The organism is Pseudomonas sp. 10S4 (assembly GCF_034344865.1).
Taxonomy (GTDB): Bacteria; Pseudomonadota; Gammaproteobacteria; order Pseudomonadales; family Pseudomonadaceae; genus Aquipseudomonas.
Genome location: NZ_CP133774.1, coordinates 2823124 through 2847444, shown reverse-complemented (window position 1 = coordinate 2847444; position 24321 = coordinate 2823124). Strand labels below are relative to the sequence as shown.

At 59.3% G+C, this 24321-nt stretch carries 17 protein-coding genes and 1 pseudogene; 12 read left to right on the top strand and 6 right to left on the bottom strand.

Annotated elements, in window-relative coordinates; translation table 11 throughout:
* The first annotated feature begins 12 nt into the window (after positions 1 to 12).
* The 9 genes from RHM58_RS13050 to RHM58_RS13010 all read left to right on the top strand — a co-directional run bounded on the left by RHM58_RS13050 (position 13) and on the right by RHM58_RS13010 (position 8893).
* Positions 13 to 399 (top strand): GFA family protein, encoded by a 387-nt coding sequence (locus RHM58_RS13050; protein ID WP_322270536.1) that lies wholly within the window; start codon positions 13 to 15, stop codon positions 397 to 399.
* Positions 400 to 427: 28 nt separating this feature from the next.
* Positions 428 to 1222, top strand: a complete 795-nt coding sequence (locus RHM58_RS13045; protein ID WP_322270535.1) for a gamma-glutamyl-gamma-aminobutyrate hydrolase family protein — start codon at positions 428 to 430, stop codon at positions 1220 to 1222.
* A 377-nt stretch (positions 1223 to 1599) separates the two neighbouring features.
* Positions 1600 to 2316 (top strand): ABC transporter permease, encoded by a 717-nt coding sequence (locus RHM58_RS13040; protein ID WP_054049992.1) that lies wholly within the window; start codon positions 1600 to 1602, stop codon positions 2314 to 2316.
* Between the two features lie 20 nt (positions 2317 to 2336).
* Positions 2337 to 3230 carry a glycine betaine ABC transporter substrate-binding protein gene (locus tag RHM58_RS13035; RefSeq protein WP_201200516.1) on the top strand — a complete coding sequence of 298 codons (894 nt, stop codon included), beginning with the start codon at positions 2337 to 2339 and terminating at the stop codon, positions 3228 to 3230.
* 12 nt (positions 3231 to 3242) lie between these two features.
* Entirely contained in the window at positions 3243 to 3896 is a 654-nt protein-coding gene (locus tag RHM58_RS13030; RefSeq protein WP_201200515.1) for an ABC transporter permease, read from the top strand.
* On the top strand, positions 3893 to 5050 hold the full coding sequence (locus tag RHM58_RS13025) for a betaine/proline/choline family ABC transporter ATP-binding protein (RefSeq protein ID WP_201256167.1): 1158 nt from the start codon (positions 3893 to 3895) through the stop codon (positions 5048 to 5050). The genes RHM58_RS13030 and RHM58_RS13025 overlap by 4 nt, the downstream gene beginning before the upstream one ends.
* A 406-nt stretch (positions 5051 to 5456) precedes the next feature.
* The gene (locus RHM58_RS13020) at positions 5457 to 6620 is read left to right on the top strand and encodes a type III PLP-dependent enzyme (RefSeq protein WP_201194372.1); all 1164 of its coding nucleotides are present in this window, start codon (positions 5457 to 5459) and stop codon (positions 6618 to 6620) included.
* A 172-nt stretch (positions 6621 to 6792) separates the two neighbouring features.
* Positions 6793 to 7857, top strand: a complete 1065-nt coding sequence (locus tag RHM58_RS13015) for an alpha-xenorhabdolysin family binary toxin subunit A (protein ID WP_322270534.1) — start codon at positions 6793 to 6795, stop codon at positions 7855 to 7857.
* Between the two features lie 34 nt (positions 7858 to 7891).
* The gene (locus RHM58_RS13010; RefSeq protein ID WP_201256168.1) at positions 7892 to 8893 is read left to right on the top strand and encodes an alpha-xenorhabdolysin family binary toxin subunit B; all 1002 of its coding nucleotides are present in this window, start codon (positions 7892 to 7894) and stop codon (positions 8891 to 8893) included.
* Positions 8894 to 8947: 54 nt separating this feature from the next.
* Here the strand turns inward: RHM58_RS13010 and RHM58_RS13005 are convergent, their stop codons facing one another.
* Together RHM58_RS13005 and RHM58_RS13000 are read right to left on the bottom strand one after the other, a co-directional pair.
* The gene (locus tag RHM58_RS13005) at positions 8948 to 9709 is read right to left on the bottom strand and encodes a tetratricopeptide repeat protein (protein WP_201256169.1); all 762 of its coding nucleotides are present in this window, start codon (positions 9707 to 9709) and stop codon (positions 8948 to 8950) included.
* Complete coding sequence (locus tag RHM58_RS13000; protein WP_322270533.1) at positions 9706 to 10386, bottom strand: Fe2+-dependent dioxygenase; 681 nt, start codon at positions 10384 to 10386, stop codon at positions 9706 to 9708. The genes RHM58_RS13005 and RHM58_RS13000 overlap by 4 nt, the downstream gene beginning before the upstream one ends.
* A 207-nt stretch (positions 10387 to 10593) precedes the next feature.
* Between RHM58_RS13000 and RHM58_RS12995 the strand changes: the two genes are divergently transcribed.
* Positions 10594 to 12852 carry a TonB-dependent receptor gene (locus tag RHM58_RS12995; protein WP_322270532.1) on the top strand — a complete coding sequence of 753 codons (2259 nt, stop codon included), beginning with the start codon at positions 10594 to 10596 and terminating at the stop codon, positions 12850 to 12852.
* A 259-nt stretch (positions 12853 to 13111) separates the two neighbouring features.
* Positions 13112 to 15637 (top strand): PepSY domain-containing protein, encoded by a 2526-nt coding sequence (locus RHM58_RS12990; protein ID WP_201200508.1) that lies wholly within the window; start codon positions 13112 to 13114, stop codon positions 15635 to 15637.
* Between the two features lie 130 nt (positions 15638 to 15767).
* Here RHM58_RS12990 and RHM58_RS12985 read toward each other — a convergent pair whose 3' ends face one another.
* The 4 genes and pseudogenes from RHM58_RS12985 to ptsP form a co-directional block, all read right to left on the bottom strand.
* Complete coding sequence (locus RHM58_RS12985) at positions 15768 to 17312, bottom strand: alkaline phosphatase D family protein (RefSeq protein ID WP_322270531.1); 1545 nt, start codon at positions 17310 to 17312, stop codon at positions 15768 to 15770.
* Between the two features lie 167 nt (positions 17313 to 17479).
* A complete protein-coding gene (locus RHM58_RS12980; RefSeq protein WP_201200501.1) occupies positions 17480 to 19219 on the bottom strand; it encodes a PTS fructose-like transporter subunit IIB in 1740 nt (579 codons plus the stop codon).
* 11 nt (positions 19220 to 19230) lie between these two features.
* Positions 19231 to 20172 (bottom strand): 1-phosphofructokinase, encoded by a 942-nt coding sequence (gene pfkB / locus RHM58_RS12975; RefSeq protein ID WP_201200499.1) that lies wholly within the window; start codon positions 20170 to 20172, stop codon positions 19231 to 19233.
* A pseudogene (ptsP, locus tag RHM58_RS12970) lies at positions 20172 to 23034 on the bottom strand (phosphoenolpyruvate--protein phosphotransferase). The gene pfkB and the pseudogene ptsP overlap by 1 nt, the downstream one beginning before the upstream one ends.
* Before the next feature lie 291 nt (positions 23035 to 23325).
* Between ptsP and cra the strand changes: the two are divergent.
* Positions 23326 to 24321, top strand: coding sequence for a catabolite repressor/activator (cra, locus tag RHM58_RS12965; protein ID WP_201200495.1), 996 nt, complete (start codon positions 23326 to 23328; stop codon positions 24319 to 24321).

Below are 24321 nucleotides of genomic sequence, written 5' to 3'. Positions count from 1 at the left end.
TCGGAGAGGAACATGGTTCAACACTTCAGAGACATCGATGGGCAGTGCCATTGTGGCGCCGTTCAGTTTCGGATTCGGATTGCGACTGAATCGACCGCCATCGAATGCAATTGCTCAATCTGTTTCGCCTCGGGTTTTCTTCATTTGCCCGTCCGCGCGGAGGATTTTCAACTGATCGAGGGACATGATGTGTTGACGACCTATCGGTTCAACACGAAGGTCGCACAGCACACCTTTTGTCGAATCTGTGGCGTAAAGCCATTTTATCGACCGCGTTCGCATCCGGAAGACTTCAGCGTCAACGTGCGGTGCCTCGAATTGCACGACACTCACTCGTTCAACGTCGTGCCATTTGACGGCCGCAGATGGGAAGAAAATATCAGCCGATTTCCGACCTGACAGAGGCGTTCTTCAAGGAGGGATTCGCGTGAAGAAACCTGTGGTCGGTGTGCTTTGTTCTACTGAAACAATCGCGATTGCTGGCTGGGGAGAGCTATCGCATCAAGCCGTTTTTGTGAAATATCTAGATGCCATGACACAATTCGGCGACTGCTCTCCCGTGCTTATCCCCTCCCTCTTGAGCGGCGCCGAGGGATGGGAAATCTCCGACATCCTGGACCGGTTAGATGGCGTGCTGCTTCCGGGCGCAGGAAGCAACATAGACACAGCGTTGTATGCCCCAGCGCGAGCACATGTGGGGGATCGCGATTGCGCGCGAGACCAGACTGCGATGCGGATTTTACAACACGCCGCAAGTTCTGGGCTGCCGGTGCTGGGGATTTGCCGGGGTATGCAGGAAATCAATGTTGCCTTGGGCGGCACGTTGTACACGGCGCTACATGAGGTGTGCGATCACTTCGATCATCGTGCGCAGCGTGACAGTGAGTTTCAGGCACGCTATTCAGCCGTACACAGAGTTTCTCTTCCCGCAAAAGGGTGGCTTGCGCGAAACGCGGGAACTGCTTTTCCCGAGCAGAAATCTTATTCCGTGAACTCGCTGCATGGTCAGGGTATTGATCGCTTGGCGGACTCTCTGCAGGCAGACGCGTACGCCGAGGATGGGACAGTCGAGGCGATATCCCATGTCACTTTGCCGATTTTTGGGGTGCAGTGGCACCCGGAGTGGAATGTCCCGACGTCTCCACTCGGACAATTGATCTGGGCCCGGTTTCGCGATGCCTGTCATGCCTTCATGGCAGCTCCCCGAAAAGAGAGGGTGTGAACCGGCAAGTCCTTCTGGAAACCCGTTTCAGGCTGTTCCACCGCGCACGCCCAAACAGCCTGAACAGGGGGCTTTAGCGTCCTGATATTTCCCCGCCGCAACACCGATCAATTCGACCGTTGGGACATCAAGGGTGGCTAAATGCTGCTAAATATGGAACCTTTTAAAAGGTGCAGACGTCCACTCCCCTGTTACTGCACTCGTACCAGGGGCTGAAAAATCAGCAAGTTAGCCTGACGAGGCTGCGCTTATGGCTCGATTCATGTCCCTTTGCGGACATAGAACGCGCTGCTTTTCGCGAACGTTGATATCCCGGCAGCCAGCAATGGCATGCCACAAAGGACTGCGTTCGCCGACTAAGAAAAAGGAGTCCGCCTGTGGCGATTCGCTATGGCAAGGGGCTTATAGGAGGTGCGGTTGTCGTCGCACTCCTGGCCCTGCTGGTCCACTGGATTGGCATCAACACGATCGAACATTACCGCGACGATTTATTGTTTTACCTGCAAGCTCACTTGATTCTCGTCCTTGTCTCCATGCTGGCCGCCCTCGTTGTGGGCATCCCCGCCGGTATCTTCCTCAGCCGCCCGACCATGGTTGGCCGCGCTGAACGCTTCATGCAGATCTTCAACATCGGCAACACCGTTCCGCCTCTCGCCGTACTGGCCATCGCCCTGGGGATTCTGGGCATCGGCAGCGGCCCCGCGATCTTCGCCCTGTTCCTCGCCTCGCTGTTGCCGATCGTGCGCAACACCTATGAAGGCCTGAAAAACGTCCAGGGTTCACTCAAGGAAGCGGCCGTCGGCATCGGCATGACCCCGACTCAAGTGCTGTGGCGGGTCGAACTGCCGAACGCGGTGCCGATCATCATCGGTGGTGTGCGCGTGGCCCTGGCGATCAATGTCGGGACCGCACCGCTGGCGTTCCTGATCGGCGCCAACAGCCTGGGCAGCCTGATTTTCCCTGGCATCGCCCTGAACAATCAGCCGCAACTGCTGCTCGGCGCCGCTTGCACCGCCCTGCTGGCCTTGCTGCTCGACGGTCTGGTGACACTCGCCAGCCGCCTCTGGCTCGAACGCGGCCTACGCCCGTCTTAAGCCTCGGCAAAGGAATATTTATGAAAAGACTGACCCTATTACTAGGCTGCGCCCTGCTGTTCGCAGGATTTGCCCAAGCCGCTGAAAAACCGGTGATCCGCATCGGCGCCCGGGTGTTCACCGAACAAACCCTGCTCGCGGAAATCACTTCCCAATACCTGCGCACCAAGGGTTACGACACCCAGGTGACCGGCGGTCTGGGCAGTAACCTGGCCCGCAGCGCTCACGAAAGTGGCCAGCTCGATCTGATGTGGGAATACACCGGCGTGTCGCTGGTGGCTTACAACCACGTCACTGAAAAGCTCGACAGCGAACAGTCCTACGCCCGGGTGAAAGAACTCGACGCGAAAAAAGGCCTGGTCTGGCTCACGCCGTCGAAATTCAGCAACACCTACGCCCTGGCCCTGCCGGAAACCACCGCCAAGGCTTATCCGCAGATCAACACCATCAGCGAGCTGAACACGGTGTTGCAGGCTGAGCAGAAGGACAATCACCTGGTGGCGCTGGACACCGAGTTCGCCAACCGTTCCGACGGTCTGGACGGCATGGTCAAGCTCTATGGCATGAACCTGACCCGCAAAAACATCCGGCAGATGGATGCTGGTTTGGTTTACACCGCCTTGCGTAACGGCCAAGTGTTTGCCGGTCTGGTCTACACCACCGACGGTCGATTGAACGCCTTTAAGCTGAAACTGCTCGAAGACGACAAGCACTACTTCCCGGACTACACCGCCGCCCCGGTGGTGCGTCAGGTTTACCTCGACGCGCATCCCAAGCTTGCCGAAGAACTCAAGCCACTGGCGGAACTGTTCGATGACGCGACCATGCGCCAGCTCAACGCGCGGGTCGATGTCGATCACGAAAGCCCTTCATCCGTTGCCGCAGATTTCCTGCGCCAGCACCCGATCAACTGAGGAGGAAAAGCCATGGAATTTCTGAACGCCTTTTCCCATCTCGACTGGCCGCTGGTCCTGCACCTGACCTGGCAGCACATCACGTTGGTCGGCATCGCTGTGACGTTGGCGATCCTCGTTGGTGTACCGCTGGGCGTGCTGATGACGCGCTTCCCGTCGCTGGCCGGCCCACTGCAAGCCAGCGCCACGGTGCTGCTGACCGTGCCGTCGATTGCGCTGTTCGGCCTGCTGCTGCCGTTTTACTCCAAGTTCGGCCAGGGCCTGGGCCCGATGCCGGCAATCACCGCCGTGTTTCTCTACTCGCTGTTGCCGATCATGCGTAACACCTACTTGGCGCTGACCGGTGTCGAACCCGGCATTCGCGAAGCCGCTCGCGGCATCGGCATGACGTTCTATCAGCGCTTGCGCATGGTCGAACTGCCGATCGCGGTGCCGGTGATCCTGGCTGGCGTGCGCACCGCCGTGGTCATGAACATTGGTGTCATGACCATCGCCGCGACCATCGGCGCCGGTGGCCTCGGTGTACTTATTCTCGCTTCAATCAGCCGCAGCGACATGTCGATGCTGATCGTCGGCGCCGTGCTGGTCAGTCTCCTGGCCATCTTCGCCGACCTGCTTCTGCAATGGCTGCAACGCTCGCTGACTCCAAAAGGACTCCTGAAATGATCGAACTTCAAAACCTCAGCAAGACCTTCCAAAGCAACGGCAAAGATGTGAAAGCCGTGGATTCGGTAAGCCTGACCGTCAATGAAGGCGAAATCTGTGTGTTCCTCGGGCCATCGGGTTGCGGCAAAAGCACCACGCTGAAGATGATCAACCGGTTAATCAAGCCGACTTCGGGCAAGATCCTGATCAACGGCGAAGACACTACCGACCTCGACGCGGTGACCCTGCGTCGCAACATCGGTTATGTGATCCAGCAGATCGGTCTGTTCCCGAACATGACCATCGAGGAAAACATCACCATCGTTCCGCGCCTGCTGGGCTGGGACAAACAGAAATGCCACGACCGCGCCCGCGAGTTGATGAGCATGATCAAGCTCGAACCCAAGCAGTACCTGACTCGCTACCCGCGTGAGTTGTCCGGTGGTCAACAGCAACGGATCGGCGTGATTCGTGCGCTGGCGGCGGATGCGCCGCTGTTGTTGATGGACGAACCGTTCGGCGCGGTCGACCCGATCAACCGCGAAATGATCCAGAACGAGTTCTTCGAGATGCAACGCGCGCTGAACAAGACCGTGATCATGGTCAGCCACGACATCGACGAAGCCATCAAGCTCGGCGACAAGATTGCGATCTTCCGCGCCGGCAAGCTGTTGCAGATCGATCACCCGGACACACTGCTGGCGCACCCGGCGGATGACTTTGTCAGCAACTTCGTCGGCCAGGACAGCACGCTCAAGCGCCTGTTGCTGGTGAAAGCCGAAGACGCTGCGGACAACGCACCGTCGGTGAGCCCGGAAACCCCGGTGGCCGAGGCCCTGGAGTTGATGGACGAACTGGACCGTCGTTATGTCGTGGTGACTTGCTCCGACAACAAGGCGCTGGGTTACGTACGACGTCGCGACCTGCACCGTCAGACCGGCACCTGTGCGCAATACCTTCGCGAGTTCAACGCCACGGCCGCGTTCGACGAACATTTGCGCATCCTGCTGTCGCGCATGTACGAGTTCAATCGCTCGTGGCTGCCGGTGATGGATGCCGAGCGGGTGTTCCTGGGGGAAGTGACCCAGGAGTCGATTGCCGAGTATTTGAGCTCCGGTAAGTCCCGTGGCGGCAAGACCAGCATTGTTTCGCCGGCTGAGGCTGCAGTCGCCTGATCTGTCTGAGGCACCAGTGCCCTTGTGGCGAGGGAGCTTGCTCCCTCGCCACAAGGGCCATCCAATCCCCTTCAAATCTCCCTTCTACGGGAACATCACACTGTCATGCAGGTCGGTTACATCAGTAGCTGTCCGGGACCGCACGACGGAAGCGTGTAAAAACGCGACATTTTTGTTGATCTCAAGCCCCTCACGCCCTAAAGTTCGCGCCGAACGTCCATGCTGGAAACGATCCATCCGGCTCAAGTACTGACGACGAGACAGCAAGGCCAAGGGAAGCACCATTTCCCATGGCCTTTTTGCTTTCGGCGACATGCCTTGGGAAGTAGGCGAACCAAAGTGGGGATACGGAGGACGTTCATTTGCACCCATTGATTAATCTAGTTTGCCAGTAGGAGTTCCCAGCATGTCGATCAACGTCGAAGACTATTTCGCGCGTGAAACCTTCAACAAAATGAAGGCGTTTGCCGACAAACAAGAAACCCCGTTCGTGGTGATCGACACCGCGATGATCAGCCAGGCCTATGACGACCTGCGTGCCGGTTTCGAATTCGCCAAGGTCTACTACGCGGTCAAGGCCAACCCGGCCGTCGAAATCATCGACCTGCTCAAAGAGAAAGGCTCGAACTTCGACATCGCGTCGATCTACGAGCTCGACAAAGTGATGAACCAGGGCGTCGGCCCGGATCGCATCAGCTATGGCAACACCATCAAGAAATCCAAGGACATTCGCTACTTCTACGAGAAGGGCGTGCGTCTGTATGCCACCGACTCCGAAGCCGACCTGCGCAACATCGCCAAGGCTGCACCGGGTTCGAAAGTCTACGTGCGCATCCTCACCGAAGGCTCGACCACTGCTGACTGGCCTTTGTCGCGCAAATTCGGCTGCCAGACCGACATGGCCATGGACTTGCTGATCCTAGCCCGTGACCTGGGCCTGGTGCCTTACGGCATCTCGTTCCACGTCGGCTCGCAGCAACGCGACATCAGCGTCTGGGACGCAGCGATCGCCAAGGTCAAAGTGATCTTCGAACGCCTGAAAGAAGAAGACGGCATTCACCTGAAGCTGATCAACATGGGCGGCGGCTTCCCGGCCAACTACATCACCCGCACCAACAGCCTGGAAACCTACGCTGAAGAAATCATCCGTTTCCTCAAGGAAGATTTCGGCGACGACCTGCCGGAAATCATCCTGGAACCGGGCCGTTCGTTGATCGCCAACGCCGGTATCCTGGTCAGCGAAGTGGTATTGGTCGCGCGTAAATCCCGTACTGCGGTAGAGCGCTGGGTGTACACGGATGTGGGCAAATTCTCCGGTCTGATCGAAACCATGGACGAAGCCATCAAGTTCCCGATCTGGACCGAGAAGAAAGGCGAGATGGAAGAAGTCGTCATCGCCGGCCCGACCTGCGACAGCGCCGACATCATGTACGAGAACTACAAGTACGGTTTGCCGCTGAACCTGGCCATTGGTGATCGTATGTACTGGTTGTCGACCGGTGCCTACACCACCAGTTACAGCGCCGTTGAATTCAATGGCTTCCCGCCGCTGAAGTCGTTTTACGTGTAAACGCCAAACCCCATAAAAAAACCCGTGATTAATCACGGGTTTTTTTATGGGCGCCGTTATTACTTAACCCCGACAAACAATAACTAAAAAACAGTTACAGACTAAACATACACTTATTCAAAAACACTATTACCCTAAGAACTCAACGCAAACTCTAAAAGGAATTAGAAAAATGCAAATGAGCAACAACACCTCAACCCCCATCATTACAAAAGACGACATTCGCAAAATCAAACATTATATTGCGACCGCCAAGGCACTGCCGACCACCATTGAAGAAGTCGAACAACAACTAAGAACCAAAAAGACCAACATTGTTGGCCTGGAACCGTACGACGTTGTCAGCCTGTATCACAAAATCATCAATAACGCGAACTCGTGGAGAGACATCGAGTCGTCCATGAAGCGTGTAGGCGGAAGTCTTTCCGCATTTTCCGAGGATCTGGAAAGTTTCGGGCAAGACATCATTGATGCCATTGTGACAATGCCGGGTTACCAAAACTACACCGGCACTATCAAAGATATGAGCGAGGAAGAAATCAATAGCCTTCCACCGCTGGAAATCGGCAAAACAGAGAAAAACCGTTTTGGCTCCATCAAGGATTCCCTGACGTTCATCGCCAGCTCCATCGATGACAAGAAGCTGAGCAGCATGGACGTTCTGGCACGCTTGAAGTATTTCAAGGTTGAACTCTCCGAAGAAGTACACATGGGTATTGGCTCAAAGCTGAAGCTGGCCAGCAACGAAGAGATTAATCGACAAATTACCCAACTGAATCAGAAAATTGATGAAACCCAGAAGCGCATAGACGAAAAGACCAGAGAAACATCGCCTAACTTTTTCGACCACGTCATGGGTTTTATCAACCCGCTGGGCTCGCTCCACCACAGGCTGGTTGCCGACATGCAGAAAGTGCAGCTGTCGCCTCTAATCAGAGAACGGGAACAACTCACGGAAACAATCAAACAGAAAAACATTCTCGCCGGAACACTGCTTGAACTTCATAGTGAGCTGGACAGCCTGATTACTTACGTGGAAGGCGCCATTACCAGCACAGCGCAACTGGAAACCTTATGGATCTCGACATCCGAATACATTAATTCGTCCCGAAACAAAGTAACCGGCATTAACGACTTCCTCACACTCAGAAGCTTTGTTTCCAGCCTGAAAGTCATTCTGAAAAACTGGAAAAGCATTCAAAACAACGCAAATGCCCTTGTTACCGCGTTCGACTAAACAATCCACATACAAACAGGAAAAGGATTTCCCTATGAGCACCCAACATTATGTTACCCCCGACTTCGCCCTTGTTCGCGACAGCCGCGAATCGATTCGTTATCAATCGATTGTCGGCTCCTCCAACCTATACATCAAAGCGCTGAGCAATGAGCTGGTCGGATTAAATGCCGCCGTCAGCAGCACCGACCAACTGGTCGCCAACGCGATTACATCGGCAATCACCGTCCTGGAAACCGAGGATCTTCAAGAAAACCTCGAAGCCCTTGCTGTATTGAACGCTCGTGAAGCCGACGCCAGTGTGAAAAACGCCATTAAAATCTATTCGAAAACGGCGAACCAGTTGATGGAGCTGTGCACTGATCAGATTTCGAATTTGCACTCGACATTGCAAATCGGCGTGTTCAATGTCCAGAGCATCACCATCAGCAACAACCGGTTCAGGCTGGCAGAACTGGCAGACAAACAGGTCAGCCTGGACAAGGAATTGAGCGCAGAGCAAGTGCCCCTGAACGCCCTGCGCGGCGATGAAGATATCTTGAACGAAGCCATCAAGGTCTTCGAAAAGGTGAGTTTTATCGATCGCCTCAAGCCCTTGCTGGAACAACTCACTGCGCTGATCGGCAACAAGCCCGAAACACCTGAAACCGCCGCCATGAAGGCCGGGCTGATTGTGGCGAACAAATTCCTCGATGAAGCCAACGAACTGACCAAGTACAGGGACTTGCTCAAAACCCGGCAAATCATCCAGACCCGGATCGACCAGCGACAGGAGCGAATCACTTCGCTGAAAACCCAGCTGCGGGACGTCCACGACAAGACCCGGCAGCTCAATGACACTCAGAAAGTCGTGCCGCACCGAGAGGTTTATGTGCGTGAAGCCGGAAAACTGGTCGATTCGTTGGCGGCGTTCCTCAAGGCGGTCATGCCGTCCAGAAATGAAGACATGCTGAGCATCGGCAATCGTCTGATCGAGCACTGCCAAGCGCTGCGCGCCCACATGAATATCCTGCAAGGACGCTGGATGCGCGGCTGATTATCAGCCCATGCTGCGCATCGGTCCCTCAGGCAAGGGGTCGGTGCGCAGTCTTTAAATCAGGTGGCTGGCCAGCTCGGCCAGCCGTTGCCGATAAGGCTCGGCCATGGCGCGTATTTCCGGGTGCGGTGCATCCAGCAATGACTCGCTGCTGACCCGCAGAAAATTGATATTCCCTCCCGCCAACGCCTTGTGCAACCAACCCAGCGCCGCTTCAATGTGCCCCTCGTCGGCCAGCACCGCCGCATAACTGAACTGACCACGAAAATCACCGCCGACCGCCGAACGTCGATACCAGTCAACGGCCCCCTGGGGATCAACCGGGCAATGACACCCCTCCTCCAGATAACGCCCCAGCAAGTTCATCGATTTCGCGTGGCCCAATTCCGCGGCGCGGCGATAAAGACTCAGCGCTTGTGCCTGGTCTTCAGCCACCCCACGACCGGTGGCCAGCAGGTTGGCGTAGTTGTACATCGCCCAATCCAGCCCGGCCTCGGCGGCGTCGCGATAATGTTTCGCTGCGACCGTGGCATCAGCGGTACATCCCCAGCCATGCTCATGACAACGACCGAGCATGTTGCACGCCATCAAATGTCCGCCCTTGGCGGCGATCCCGAACCAGCGCACCGCCAGCGGCTGATCCTGCTCAATGCCCAGCCCGTCCAGCAGAATCTGCCCCAGCAAGGCCTGAGCATCGAGAACACCTTCGCCAGCCGCGATCAAAATCGCCTGGGCGGCCCGCGCCGGGCTTTCCTCGAGCATCGCTTTGAGCCGATCACCGTCGAGCACTTCCTCGCGACGCAGTTGATAACTCATACCTCGACCCAGCGGCGCAACAGGTTGTGATAAGTGCCGGTCAGACGAATCAGTGAGGGGTGGTCGGGCATGTCATGGGTCAGTTGCTGGATCGCCCCGTCCATCTCGAACAGCAACGCGCGCTGGCTGTCTTCGCGGACCAGGCTTTGGGTCCAGAAAAACGACGCATAGCGCGTACCCCGGGTGACGGCGTTGACCTTGTGCAGGCTGCTGCCGGGGTACAGGACCATGTCGCCGGCGGGCAACTTGACGCGTTGAGTGCCGAAGGTGTCCTGGATTTCAAGTTCACCGCCTTCGTAGTCGTCCGGTTCGCTGAAGAACAGCGTCGCCGACAGGTCGGTGCGCACGCGCTCGATGCTGCCCTTGGGCTGACGCACGGCGTTGTCGATGTGGAAGTCGAAACTGCCGCCCGCCGTGTAACAGTTCAGCAACGGTGGGAAGACTTTGCTCGGTAACGCCGCTGACATGAACTGTGGATTTTTCCACAACCGCTCAAGCATCGCCGCACCGATTTCCTTGGCCAGCGGATGACCTTCCGGCAGTTGCAGGTTGTGCTTGGCCTTGGCCGACTGAAAGCCGGCGGTGATTTTGCCGTCGGCCCAATCGGCCTGTTCCAGCGCCTCACGGATGCGCTGCACTTCTTCTTTCGCGAACACGCCGGGAATGTGCAGCAACATGGGGACGACACCTGAAAACAGAGGAGCGCCAATGGTATTGATTCTTATTGCCCGTGTAAAACCCCATAGACGAACGAGACACCAAAAACCGTAAGGTCAAATTGTAAAGAATGTAAATTCGTCACGAATAGCAACGTTTCGCAATTGATACAGATACTTGTTTACCCTATATTCCGCGGCCTCAAATCCTTGGGGAGGGGAATTCAAATGTCACGCCAACAACTACAATCACCCGTCAGTTCACCGCGCTTGCTCGCCTCTGCGATTGGCATGGCGATCACCGCCGGCTCCGCTGGCCACATGGTTTTCGCTGCTGAAAAGACCGACGACAAGGCTCCGGGCAATGCGATTTCCCTCGACGCCACCAGCGTTGTTGGCGACCAGGAAGACACCTCCTACAAAACCGATACCTCGGCCTCCAAGAAGTACACCGCGCCACTTCGCGAAACGCCAAAAAGCGTGACCGTGATCCCGCAGCAAGTGATCCGCGACACCGGCGCTACCAGTCTGGTCGACGCATTGCGCACCACGCCGGGCATCACCTTTGGTGCCGGCGAAGGTGGCAACCCGGCCGGCGACCGTCCGATTATTCGCGGCTTCAACGCTGAAAGCGATGTGTTCATCGACGGCATGCGCGATCCGGCGTCCCAGAGCCGCGAGATCTTCGACGTTGAATCGGTCGAAATCAGCAAAGGCCCAGGCTCGGCCTTCACCGGCGCCGGCTCCACCGGTGGCAGCCTGAACCTGATCAGCAAGACCGCAAAACTCGGCAATTTCTACAACGGCGGCTTCACCTGGGGCTCGGACCAGACCAAGCGCACCACCCTCGACCTGAACCAGCAGATCAACGACACCTCGGCTTTCCGCCTGAACCTGATGAAGCACGAAGCGAACGTCGCCGGGCGTGACGCCGTGGACGTCAGCCGCTGGGGCGTGGCGCCGACCTTCTCCTTCGGCCTGGGCACCGACACCCGCGTGATCGTCGGTTACTACCACAACGAGAGCAACGATATCCCGGACTACGGCATCCCGTTGACCCTCAGCCCGAACCGCAGCAAGTACCAGGTCGACAAACCAGCCAACGTCAATCGCGACAATTTCTACGGCCTCACCGGTCGCGACTATCGTGAGACCAGTGATGACAGCGGCACCATCAAGATCGAGCACGATCTGAATGATGACCTGACCGTTTCCAACAGTTTCCGCATGTCCCGTTCGACCCTGGACTACATCGTCAGCAACCCTGACGACAGCAAGGGCAACGTGGCCAACGGCAGTGTGTACCGTGGCGCGAAAAGCCGTAACTCGACGTCCAGCGGCTGGGTCAACCAGACCGACCTGAGCGCCAAGTTCAATACCGCCGGTATCGAACACAGCCTGGTCACCGGCCTGGAGTTCTCTTATCAGGACACCCACAACCGCCCGTACATCCTGACCTCGACCGCCAGCGGCACCACGTGCAACCGCGCGCTGTTCAACGCCGGCGACTGCACCAACCTGTACAAGCCGACGCCTGGGGATAACTGGTCGGGCACCATCACCGACAGCAACGCTTTCACCGACACCGACACAAAAACTGCTGCCGCCTATGTGTTCGACACCCTGAAGTTCAACGAACAATGGTCCCTGAACCTGGGCCTGCGTTACGACAACTACCAGACAGAATCCAGCGGCTACGCCAATGCGGGCCGTACCACGCCAGCGGGCAGTTTCTCCCGGGAGAACACCAGCGACCTGCTGAACTACCAGATCGGCGTGGTCTACAACCCGTTGCCTAACGGCAGCGTGTACGCGGCCTACTCCACCTCCAGCAACCCGGCCGGTGAAACCAGCGGTAACGGCAGCATGGAACTGGCGGCGAACAACAGCGACCTGGAGCCGGAAAAGAACCGCAACTACGAAGTCGGCACCAAGTGGGACTTCTTCGGTGACGACCTGTCGCTGACCGCTGCGCTGTTCCGCACCGAGAAAACCAACGCCCGTATCGACGATCCGGACGGCGCCACCACCCAAGTGCTGGACGGCGAACAAACCGTCAACGGCCTGGAACTGACCTACACCGGCAAACTGACCCGTAACTGGAAAGTCTTCGGCGGCTACACCTACATGGAAAGCGAAGTGGTCAAGACCACCCTCGCGGCCGACAAAGGCAACCATATGCCAAGCACCCCACGGAACAACTTCACCCTGTGGTCGACTTACGACCTGATCCCGGAAAAGTTGACCGTCGGCGGCGGCGCGACCTTCGTCGATTCGCAGTTCGGCAACGTAGCCAACTCGGTGGAGATCCCGTCCTACTGGCGTTACGACGCAATGGCCAGCTACGCCCTGACCAAAAACGTCGACCTGCAACTCAACGTGCAGAACCTGACCGACAAGCGTTATTTTGACCAGGTGTTCCAGACGCACTATGCCCACGTTGCAGCAGGTCGTACTGCACTGCTGAGCGCCAACTTCCACTTCTGATTGCTGGTCACACCGCAATCCCCTGTGGGAGCGGGCTTGCTCGCGAAGAGGGAGTGTCAGTCGACATCAATGCTGCCTGACACACCGCTTTCGCGAGCAAGCCCGCTTCCACATGGGGTGCGGACAACGGCGGTAATCAGCAACAGGCCCCGTTCATCCAAGTGAACGGGGCTTTTGTGCGTAATAAAGAATGTTTCTCGACAACCCACGGCATAATGCGCGCCGTGATGATTACTTTCGAACGAACAAGGCGAGCGACGTGTTGAAGAAAACCCTGTTCCAGTTGCACTGGTTTTTTGGCATCAGCGCCGGGCTGATCCTGGCCTTGATGGGCATCACCGGAGCAACGGTGTCGTTTCAGGATGAAATCCTGCGGGCGTTGAATCCCTCTGTGCTGCAGGTCGAGAAACAGGTCGCCGGCGTCCTCCCGCCCGCCGAACTGGTCGAGCGCATCGAAGCCGCATCCGGCAAAAAAGTCTCGATGCTCTGGGTCGAGACCGACAGCGGCAACGCTGCGCGGGTGATCTTCACGGCGCCGCCGGGCGAGCGTCGCGGCGAGATGCGTTATTTCGACCCGTACACCGCCGAGTTCACGGGCGACGTCACCGGCCAGGACTTCTTCGGCCTGATGCTGCAATTGCACCGCTTCCTTGCGATGGGCGATACCGGGCGGCAAATCACTGGCGCGTGCACGTTGATCCTGGTGTTTTTCTGCCTCTCAGGCCTGTACCTGCGCTGGCCGCGCCAATGGAAGAACTGGCGAGCCTGGCTGACCCTGGACTGGAAGAAAAAGGGCCGCAGCTTCAACTGGGACTTGCACTCGGTGGCGGGCACCTGGTGCCTGGTGTTTTACCTCTTGGCCGCGCTGACCGGGTTGTCCTGGTCTTATGAGTGGTACAACCAAGGCCTGACCAAACTGCTGTCCGACGCACCGCAAAACGAGCGGGTTCGCAACCGCGGGCCGGCGCCGAGCGGTCCTGCACCGACTGCCGATTACGCCGCGATGTGGAGCAGCATCTACAGCGCCGCCGGCCCGCACCTGTCCGCCTACAACATCCGCATGCCGCCGGTGGCTGGCCAACCGGCCACGGTGTTCTACCTGTTGAATACCTCGCCCCATGACCGCGCGCTGAACCAGATCACCCTGGATCCGGCGACCGGGATCACCAAACGTCATGATCGCTACAGTGACAAGAGCCTCAAGGCGCAATTGCTGACCAGCATTTATGCGCTGCACACGGGCAGTTACTTCGGCATTGTCGGGCGGATCATCCTGACGATCACCGCGCTGACCATGCCGCTGTTTTTCGTCACGGGCTGGTTGCTGTACCTGGATCGTCGACGCAAAAAGCGTCAGATCAAGGACGCGCGCAAAGGCCTGGTGCAACCGGGCGGCGACGCACCTGCCTGGCTGATCGGCTTCGCCAGTCAGAGCGGGTTTGCCGAGCAATTGGCTTGGCAGACTGCCGGGCAATTGCAGGCCGCAGGCTTGCCGGTGAAGGTGCAGCCGCTGGCGAATGTCAGCGAACAGGATCTGCGTGATTCGAGCAATGCACTGTTCGTGGTCAGCACCTTCGGCGACGGCGAAGCACCGGACAGCGCCCGTGGTTTTGAGCGCAAAGTGCTGGGTCGGGCGTTGAGCCTTGAGAGTTTGAACTACGCGGTGCTTGGTCTCGGTGATCGACAGTATCAGCACTTCTGCGGCTTCGCCCGGCGCTTGCACACCTGGCTCGGCGAACACGGCGGCAAGACCCTGTTTGCCCCGGTGGAAGTCGACAGCGGCGACCCCTACGCCTTGCGTCACTGGCAGCAGCAACTTGGCCTGCTGACCGGACAGGCGCCTGTGGATACCTGGCAAGCGCCCAGCTACGACAACTGGACGCTGGCCCGGCGCGAACTGCTCAACCCGGACAGCTGCGGCTCGCCGGTGTACTTGGTGGGTCTGATTGCCCCAAGCACCAGCAGTTGGCTGGCCGGTGATCTGGTGGAAGTCATGCCGCGCAATTGCACGTGGGCGATCGAGCATTTCCTCGATGGCTTGGGGATTGATGGCCGGGCCAGTGTAGAACTCGACGGCCTCTCGCAACCGCTGGATCAAGCCCTCGCCAGTCGACAACTGCCCGAAAACCGGGCACATCTGGTTGGTCTGCACGCCCAGGCATTGGTGCAGGCGTTGGTGCCGTTGGCGATGCGTGAATACTCGATTGCTTCGATTGCCGCCGACGGCGTGCTGGAACTGATCGTGCGCCAGGAACTGCATCCCGACGGCAGTCTCGGCATCGGCTCCGGCTGGCTGACCGAACACGCCCCAGTGGGCGGCAGCATCAGTTTGCGGGTACGGCGCAACAGCGGTTTCCACCTGCCGAACGAACCGGTGCCGATGATCCTGCTGGGCAACGGCACGGGCCTCGCCGGGCTGCGCAGTTTGCTCAAGGCGCGGATTGCCGATGGGCAGCAACGGCATTGGCTGTTGTTTGGCGAGCGCAATCGCGAGCACGACTTCCTGTGTCGCGATGAGCTGGAAGGTTGGCTGATTGAAGGTGACCTGGAGCGGCTGGACCTAGTGTTTTCCCGGGATCAGGCCGAGAAAATCTACGTCCAGGATCGCCTGCGCGAATCCGCCGCCGAGCTGAAAAAATGGCTGGCCGACGGCGCCGTGATCTACATCTGCGGCAGCTTGCAAGGCATGGCTTCGGGCGTGGATCACGTGCTCAACCAAGTGCTGGGGATCGAAGAAGTCGATCGATTGATCGAACAAGGCCGCTACCGCCGCGACGTTTACTGAAAACACACCCTCCCTGTGGGAGCGGGCTTGCTCGCGAAAGCGGTCTGACAGCCAACATCTCTGTTGAATGTTGAGCCGTCATCGCGAGCAAGCCCGCTCCCACCGTTGATCTACGCCCTGCCTGAAAGTATCAAACCGGCGCCAGCTTCTGCTCAAACACACTCACCCCATCCAAATCCCGCAACACCACACTCATCTCCCCGCTCTGCCCATCAATATTCACCTCGCCAAAAAACTGAAACCCGGCAAATGGCGAGGTGTTCTGCGCCGGTGGTGCTTTCTCGAACACCACTTGCGGCCCAAAGGTTTTATCCAGCGGATTAGGCCCGAAGCTCCCGGCATTCAACGGCCCGGCGACAAACTCCCAAAACGGCTCAAAATCCTGAAACGCCGCACGCTCCGGGTGATAGTGATGCGCAGCGCAGTAATGCACATCCGCAGTCAGGAAGACGAAATTGCGCACTTGCTGGGCGCGCAGAAAACCGAGCAACTCGGCGATTTCCAGCTCGCGGCCCTGAGCCGGTCCCGGGTCACCATTGGCCACCGCTTCCCAACGGGTGACACCTGGGCTGACTTCACCATCGGGCACACCGAGACCAATCGGCATGTCGGCCGCGATCACTTTCCATTGCGCGTTTGAAGCTTTCAACGAGGCCTTCAACCAGTCCAGTTGCTCGCGGCCGAGGAACGGCTTCTCCCCGCCCAGGTTGTCGTCATTCGCCCCACGATAACTGCGCATGTCGAGCACGAACACATCAAGCATCGGCCCGTAACTGAGCTTGCGATAAATCCGTCCGCCGTTGTCGGCGGCTTGCAAACGCATCGGCGCGTATTCGAGCCAGGCCTGCCGCGCGCGGCCGACCAGGCTGTGGATATCTTTGCTCTTGTAGCGGTCGTCCAACTGCTTGCCCGGCGACCAGTTGTTGACCACCTCATGGTCGTCCCACTGCCAGATCTGCGGCACTTCAGCGTTGAAGCGGCGGATGTTTTCGTCCATCAGGTTGTAGCGATAGTTGCCGCGATATTCGTCGAGGGTTTCGGCGACTTTGCTCTTGGCTTCGCTGGTGATGTTGCGCCACACCCGACCACTTTCAGTAACAAGCTGTGCCGGCACCGGGCCGTCGGCGTAGATGGTGTCGCCGCTGTGGATAAAGAAGTCCGGCAGGCGCAGGCGCATGGCTTCGTAGATGCGCATGCCACCGATGTCCGGGTTGATGCCGAAGCCCTGGCCGACGGTGTCGCCGCTCCAGACAAAACGAATGTCGCGACGGGCCGTCGGCACGCTGCGCAAGTGGCCGAACCAGGGTTCACTGGCGGCACCACTTTGGGCGTCTTCGAAGTGCACTCGATAGAAAATCGCCTGGTCGGCATCTGGCAGCCCATTGAGTTCAACTCGAGCGGTGAAATCGGTGCGGGCGTCTGCCAGTGGCGAGACAAAACGACGCGGGTTGGTGAACAGGCTGCGGGTGTCCCATTCCACCACCATCCGCGCCGGACGGTCGCTGCGACTCCAGACCATCGCTCGGTCGCCCAGTAGATCGCCGGACTGCACGCCGTCGGTGAGTTGCGGCCGATCCTGGACCGAGGCAATCACCGCCGGGGCCAGGCCCGGCAGCAACAAACCAGCGCCGACCGCTTGCATGACACGACGGCGACCGAGGTTGAATTCGCTCATGGTGTTCTCCCTGTAAAAGGGAAACTAAAGCATGTGCGCATGACGCCCGTGTGAAACGCGATCCCCTGTGGGAGCGAGCTTGCTCGCGATAGCGGCGTGTCAGACAACATCAATGCTGAATGTTAAACCGTCATCGCGAGCAAGCTCGCTCCCACAGGGGCTGGGTGTCAGGCCTTGGCTGGTTCCAGAGCCAACTCCACCACTTCCGGTCGCTTGAGCACCGCGTACGCCACCGCAGTCAGCAAACTCCCCGCCACAATCGCCAGCAAATAAAGCAGCGCATGGTTGATCGCATTCGGGATCATCAGCACGAACAACCCGCCGTGCGGTGCCATCAACTTGCAGCCGAAGTACATCGACAACGCACCGGTCAGCGCGCCGCCAGCAATGCTCGCCGGAATCACCCGCAACGGGTCTTTGGCGGCAAACGGAATCGCGCCTTCAGAGATAAAGCACAGCCCCAACACCAACGCCGCTTTACCGGCCTCGCGCTCGGTCTGGGCAAATTTTCGCCGGGCAATAAACGTCGCAATCCCAAGACCAATCGGCGGCACCATACCGGCGGCCATGGTCGCGGCCATCGGTGCATAACTCTGCGACGCCAACAGCCCGACCGAGAACGCGTAAGCAGCCTTGTTGATCGGTCCGCCGAGGTCGACGCACATCATGCCGCCGAGCAACACACCGAGCAGAATCGCGTTGGTGGTTCCCATGCTGTCGAGGAAATGCGTCAACGCTTCGAGCATCCCCGCCACCGGTTTGCCGACCACGTAGATCATCACTAACCCGGTGAACAGACTCGCCAGCAACGGGATGATCAGAATCGGTTTCAGCGCTTCAAGGCTCTGCGGCAACCGCGCATAACGATTGATCGCCTGGGCCGCGTAACCGGCGATGAAACCGGCAACGATCCCGCCGATAAAACCGGCGCCCAAGGTACTCGCGAGCAAGCCACCAATCATCCCCGGCGCCAGGCCCGGACGGTCGGCAATGGAGTAAGCGATGTAGCCCGCCAGCAACGGCACCATCAACTTGAACGCAGTCTCGCCGCCGATCTGCATCAGCGCGGCCGCCAGCGTGCCCGGTTCCTTGAACGCGGTGATGCCGAACACAAACGACAGCGCGATCATCAACCCGCCCGCCACCACCATCGGCAGCATGAACGACACACCGGTCAGCAGGTGTTTGTAGACGCCGGTCTTCTCTTGCTTGGCCGGGCCTTTGGCGCCGCTCGAAGCGGTTTCCTGCTTGCCTTCGGCCAGGGCTTTGTTGAGCGTGGCTTCGGCTTGTTTCAACGCGATGCCAGTGCCACAACGGTAAATCTTCTTGCCGGCGAAACGCTCGGTGGCGACTTCGATATCGCAAGCCAGCAGCACCACGTCAGCATCGGCAATCGCTGCGGCACTCAGCGGATTGCGCGCGCCGACCGAGCCCTGGGTTTCCACTTGCAGGTCGTAGCCCAGACGCTTGGCCGCTTGCTGCAAGGCTTCGGCAGCCATGAAGGTGTGGGCAACACCGGTCGGGCACGCGGTGATCGCGACCAGGCGCGGGGCGTTTTTAGCGGCCACGACAGGCTCGGCGACTGCTTCAGCGGCGACGTAAATCTCGGCCTCTTCCGCGCCACGGCGCAGCACGACTTCAACGTCTTGCAGGGCCTGGGCCGGGGTGCTGCGGAATACGCGTTTGCCGACGAATCGGGCCATGTCCACTGGCGCGCTGGTCACCAGCAGCACCCATTCGGCGGACTCAATGGTGGCCGCCGACAACTGGCGTTCCGGATGTGCCGCGTCGTTCACTTCGACGCAAGTGCTCCAGCCCTGACGCTGGGCGGCGGCGTCAAGCAACCGCGCGCACAGCACACTGGTGACCATACCGTTCGGGCAGGCCGTAACAATGGCTAACTTCATGACAACCCCTCTTATTGTTCTGTCAGGAGGCGCACGCGCACGCCCTGTTCGAGCTGCGCCAATTGCGCGGCATCACTGATGCCGAAACCGATCTGCGTGACGGCCATCGCGGCAATCGCCGTGGCGGTGCGCAGGGTCTGTTCAGGCGTGTCGGCACTGAGCAAACCGTGAAGCATGCCGGCCAGCAACGAATCGCCCGCACCCACCGTGCTGGCCACACTGACCTTGGGCGGCGTGGCATGCATCGCCGCGCCGACACTGAACCAGTTCACCCCTTCGGCGCCGTGGGAAATCACCACATGCTCGATACCTTGAGCGTGCAAGCGGCTCGCGGCTTTGGCTTGTGCAGCTACGCAAATCACTTCGCAACCGAGCGCATCCGCAAGCTCTTCGGTGTTGGGTTTGATCAGCCATGGACCGGCCGCCAGCCCTGCACGCAATGCTTCACCGCTGGTGTCCAGCGCCACGTTCAAACCGAGGTTTTTCAAGCGAGCGATCAACGCCTGCAACCATTGCGGGCTAACGCCTCGCGGCAGGCTACCGGCGACGACAACGGCATCATGCCCCGGCGCGATCTGATCCAGTCGGTCCAGCAACGCTTGCTGCGCCGCTTCACTGACTTGCGGGCCTGGGCCGTTGATATCGGTGATGCGCCCGTCGCTTTCCGCCAGTTTGATGTTGCTGCGAGTCTCTCCTGGCACGCGAATGAACGCGTCGACAAAACCGCGTTTGACGAACAGGGTTTCAAACGCCTGAAGATTGTCTTCACCGAGAAAACCGCTGACCGTCAGTTGATGCCCGAGATCGGCCAGCACCTGGGCCACGTTCACGCCTTTGCCAGCGGCGTGGGTGTGCATCTCGTCACTGCGGTTGACCTGACCGGGTTCCAACCGTGGCAACTGGACGGTCAGGTCCAGCGCCGGGTTGAGGGTCAGGGTTAAAATCTTGGCCATTACAGGGCCTCCACTAATGCGCGCACTTCATTGGCGCTGCCCACGATCAGGGCCTGTTGAGCGAGCGTTTGAGTCTGGGCCAGGCTGAGTTCGCGGATACGCGCCTTGACCTCGGCGATGCTGCGGCCGGAGACGCTGAGTTCGTCCACACCGAGGCCGACCAGCACCGGTACCGCCAGCGGGTCCGCCGCCAGTTCGCCACAGACGCCAACCCACTTGCCATGGGCATGGGCCGCGCGCACGGTGATGTCGATCAGTTGCAGCACCGCCGGGTGCAAGCCGTCCGCCTGGGCCGACAAGGTCGGATGCCCCCGGTCGATGGCCAGGGTGTATTGCGTCAGGTCGTTGGTGCCGACACTGAAGAAGTCGACTTCCTTGGCCAGAACCGGCGCCAGCAATGCTGCCGACGGCACTTCGATCATGATCCCCAGTTGCAGGTCTGCCACCGGGATTTCCAGACGCAGGCGCTCGGTCATGTCCCGGGCCTGACGCCACTCATCAACGCTGCCGACCATCGGGAACATGATCCGCAATGGACGGTTGTCCGCCGCACGCAGCAACGCGCGCAACTGCGCTTCCATGATGTGCGGACGTTGCAAGGTCAGGCGAATGCCGCGCACACCGAGGAACGGGTTTTCTTCCTTGGCGATCGGCCAATACGGCAGCGGTTTGTTCGCCGCCGACATCAAGGGTACGCACCACCAGCGGACGACCGGCGAGGCCATCGAGGACGCGACGGTATTCAACTTCCTGAGTAGCTTCGTCCGGTGCTTGCGAGTGCGCCATGAAAATCAGTTCGGTACGCAGCAGGCCGATGCCTTCGGCGCCCTGCTCTACCGCACTGGTCACACCGGCGCTTTCGCCGATGTTGGCGAACACTTCGACTGCATGACCGTCGGTGGTCAGCGCCGGTTGGTGGCGTTGTTCGGCCGCCGCTTTTAATCGCTGCTCGCGGGTGTCGCGTTCTTCAGTGGCACGCTGCAAGGTTGCGGCATCGGCGTCGACATGCAGGCGACCGCGTTGCCCATCAATCAGCAACGGCGTGCCCGGTGCCAGCAGCAACACTGCGGCACCGGCGCCGACCAGCGCCGGAATCCCAAGGGCGCGGGCGACGATGGCGCTGTGGGCGGTGGCGCCGCCACGGGCAGTGAGAATGCCGGCCACCCGCGCTGGATCGAGACGGGCGACGTCGGATGGACCGACCTCGTCCATCACCAGAATGTACGGTTGCTCCGGTTCGCTCGGGGTTTCAATGCCGCAAAGTTGCGACAGCACCCGGCGACCGATATCGCGCAAGTCAGCAGCGCGCTCGGCGAGCAAGGCGTCTTGCAGCGATTCCTGTTGTTTAGCGGCGGCTTCGATCACCGCCATCCACGCCGCTTCGGCGCTTTCGCCTTGCTTGAGGCGCGTGTCGACTTCATCGGTCAATTCCGGGTCGTCGAGCATCTCTTGGTGGGTGATGAAAATCTCGCGAATGGCTTTGGATTTGCTGCGTTCGATCAAGCCTTCGATGTCGCGACGGACATCGGTCAGCGCTTGCTTGAGACGCTCGCGCTCGACGGCGGCGGATTCACCGCGCAGCGGATAATCGATGGCTTGCAGTACTTGAATGTGCGCCGGGCCGATGGCGATTCCCGGCGCGGCGGCGATGGCCTGGACCAGGCTGCCGGACTTTGGCGCGAGCAACACTTCGGCGACATCGGCAAACACTTCGCGCTGCTGACTGACGGCTGGCAACGGTTCGACTTCTTCACCGAGACCTTCTTCGATGGCTGCCAGCAACGCCGGCAAGGCATCGGCGGCGATGCTCGGTTCGGCGATGAACTCCAGCACCTGACCGCGACGGGCGCCAAGGCTGAGCAGCTTGCTCAAGCTCTTCACCGACACGGCGCTGTCCTGGCCATCGACGATGCGCACACGAATTTCGCCTTCAAAACTTTTCGCCAGTTGCGCGAGGATCTTCGCCGGGCGCGCATGCAAACCGTGGGCGTTGGCCAGGGCAATGCGCGCGCTCGGCCAGTCGGCAGGCACTTCACCGCCCAGTACTTCGAGGACTTTGCGACTGCTGGTGGCGCGGCCCAATTCGTGGCCACGGCCTTCAATCAGCAACGCACACAGGCGTTCGAGCAAGGCCTGATGCGCTTCGCCGAGGCTGGCCAGGCAGAACAGACCGCTCAACGGCTGACCTAGGTAGCGCATCGGTTTGTCCGGCGTGACGAAGGCCAGCCCCGGACGCTTCACGGTTTGCTCGCTGTGCAGCCACCACAGGCCATCGCCCAACGGCAGCGCGTCGACTTGTTGCAGCACGGCGGAGAAACCGTTGCTCACGCAATCGGCCTGACGCAGCAAACGCGCGCCGCGCCAGACCAGTTCTTCGAAGTCATCGGCGGACACACCGAGGCCGATCATCTGGGCATCCAGCGCCAATTCTTGCGGCGCGCCTTGCAGCAGTTTCAGCAGCGCTTCGGCGGAACTGGCGCGACGCAGGGCCTGGCCCAGATCGGTCTCGCCGAGGGCACGGGTCAGCAGTTGCAGCAGACGCAGGTGTTCATCGGATTTGGCAGCGATACCAATCGCCAGGTAGACAATGTGGCCATCGCCCCAGTCCACGCCCTCAGGAAATTGCATCAGCCGCACGCCAGTGGAAAACACCTGATCGCGGGTTTCCGGAGTACCGTGGGGGATGGCAATACCTTGACCGAGAAAGGTCGAGCCCTGGGCTTCACGCGCCTGCAAACCGGCGAGATAACCCTCGGCGACCAAGCCATCGGCGACCAGATGTTGGGCCAGCAGGTGCAACGCGGCTGACTTATCCACAGCCGACTGGCCCATGGATATCTGCTCTATGGTGAGCTCGAGCATGCTTTCTCCTTTTTGGCGCCCTTGGGGTGCCAGGTATTGTTTTGAATGTTTCAGCTTAGGCGCTTGATCATGACTTTTGGCAGTTTCGCGGCAGAACCGGCCAAAGGCACCTATAACGTAGAAAATACGCTTGCTGAAACGTTTAATCTAGAAAGTTTGGCACGTTACTCGATAATGTCTCATCCTTGAAGTCCAACTGGTCGGATGCGCTGCGACAATGGTTGCCTGCCTGAATCAGGTAGGATTGGCGAAAATGTCGGGGCAAGCTCGAAAAAACAAGGAAATCCCGAGTTGAAACTCAGTGATATCGCACAGTTGGCCGGTGTGTCCGTAACCACCGCCAGTTATGTCATCAATGGCAAAGCCGCACAGCAACGCATCAGCAGCGCTACCGTCGAGCGTGTGCGTGCCGTGGTTGAGCAACATGGCTTTACACCCAACCCTCAAGCCGCCGGGCTGCGCAGTCGGCATACCCGCACCTTGGGGTTCATCCTGCCGGACCTGGAAAACCCCAGTTACGCGCGGATCGCCAAACTCCTGGAGCAAGGCGCCCGGGCGCGCGGCTATCAGTTGCTGATCGCCAGCTCCGATGATGCACCGGACAGCGAACGGCAACTGCTGAAACTGTTCCGGGCCCGGCGTTGCGACGCCTTGATCGTCGCCAGTTGCCTGCCGACCGATGATGACAGCTATCGCCAGTTGCAGGCCAAAGGCATTCCAATCATCGCCATCGACCGGGTTATGGAACCCGAGCATTTCTGCTCGGTGATCAGTGACGACCGCGAGGCCAGCCTGCAACTGACCCGCAGCCTGCTCGACCCATTGCCCAAGCAAATCGCCCTGATCGGCGCCCGTCCCGAGCTGAGCATCAGCCAGGAGCGGACGGCGGGCTTCAAAGAGGCGCTGGCCGGGTTCAAAGGCGAAATCCTGATCGAACAGGGCGAGTCGTTCAGCCGCGAGTGCGGCAAGCAACTGATGGAAGAATTACTCCAGCGTCTGGGGCATTTGCCGGATGCGCTGGTGACCACGTCCTACGTGCTGCTTCAAGGCGTGTTCGACGCGTTGCACGACTTCCCGCTGAAAACCCGGCCGCTGCGTCTCGGCACGTTCGGCGATACGCAGTTGCTGGATTTCCTGCCGTTGCCGGTCAACGCCATGGCCCAGCAGCATCAGTTGATCGCCGACAAAGCCCTGGAACTGGCCCTGGCCGCCATCGAACAGTCGGACTACCAACCCGGCGTGCTCGCCATTGCGCGGACGTTCAAGCAGCGCATTCGCCAGGACTGA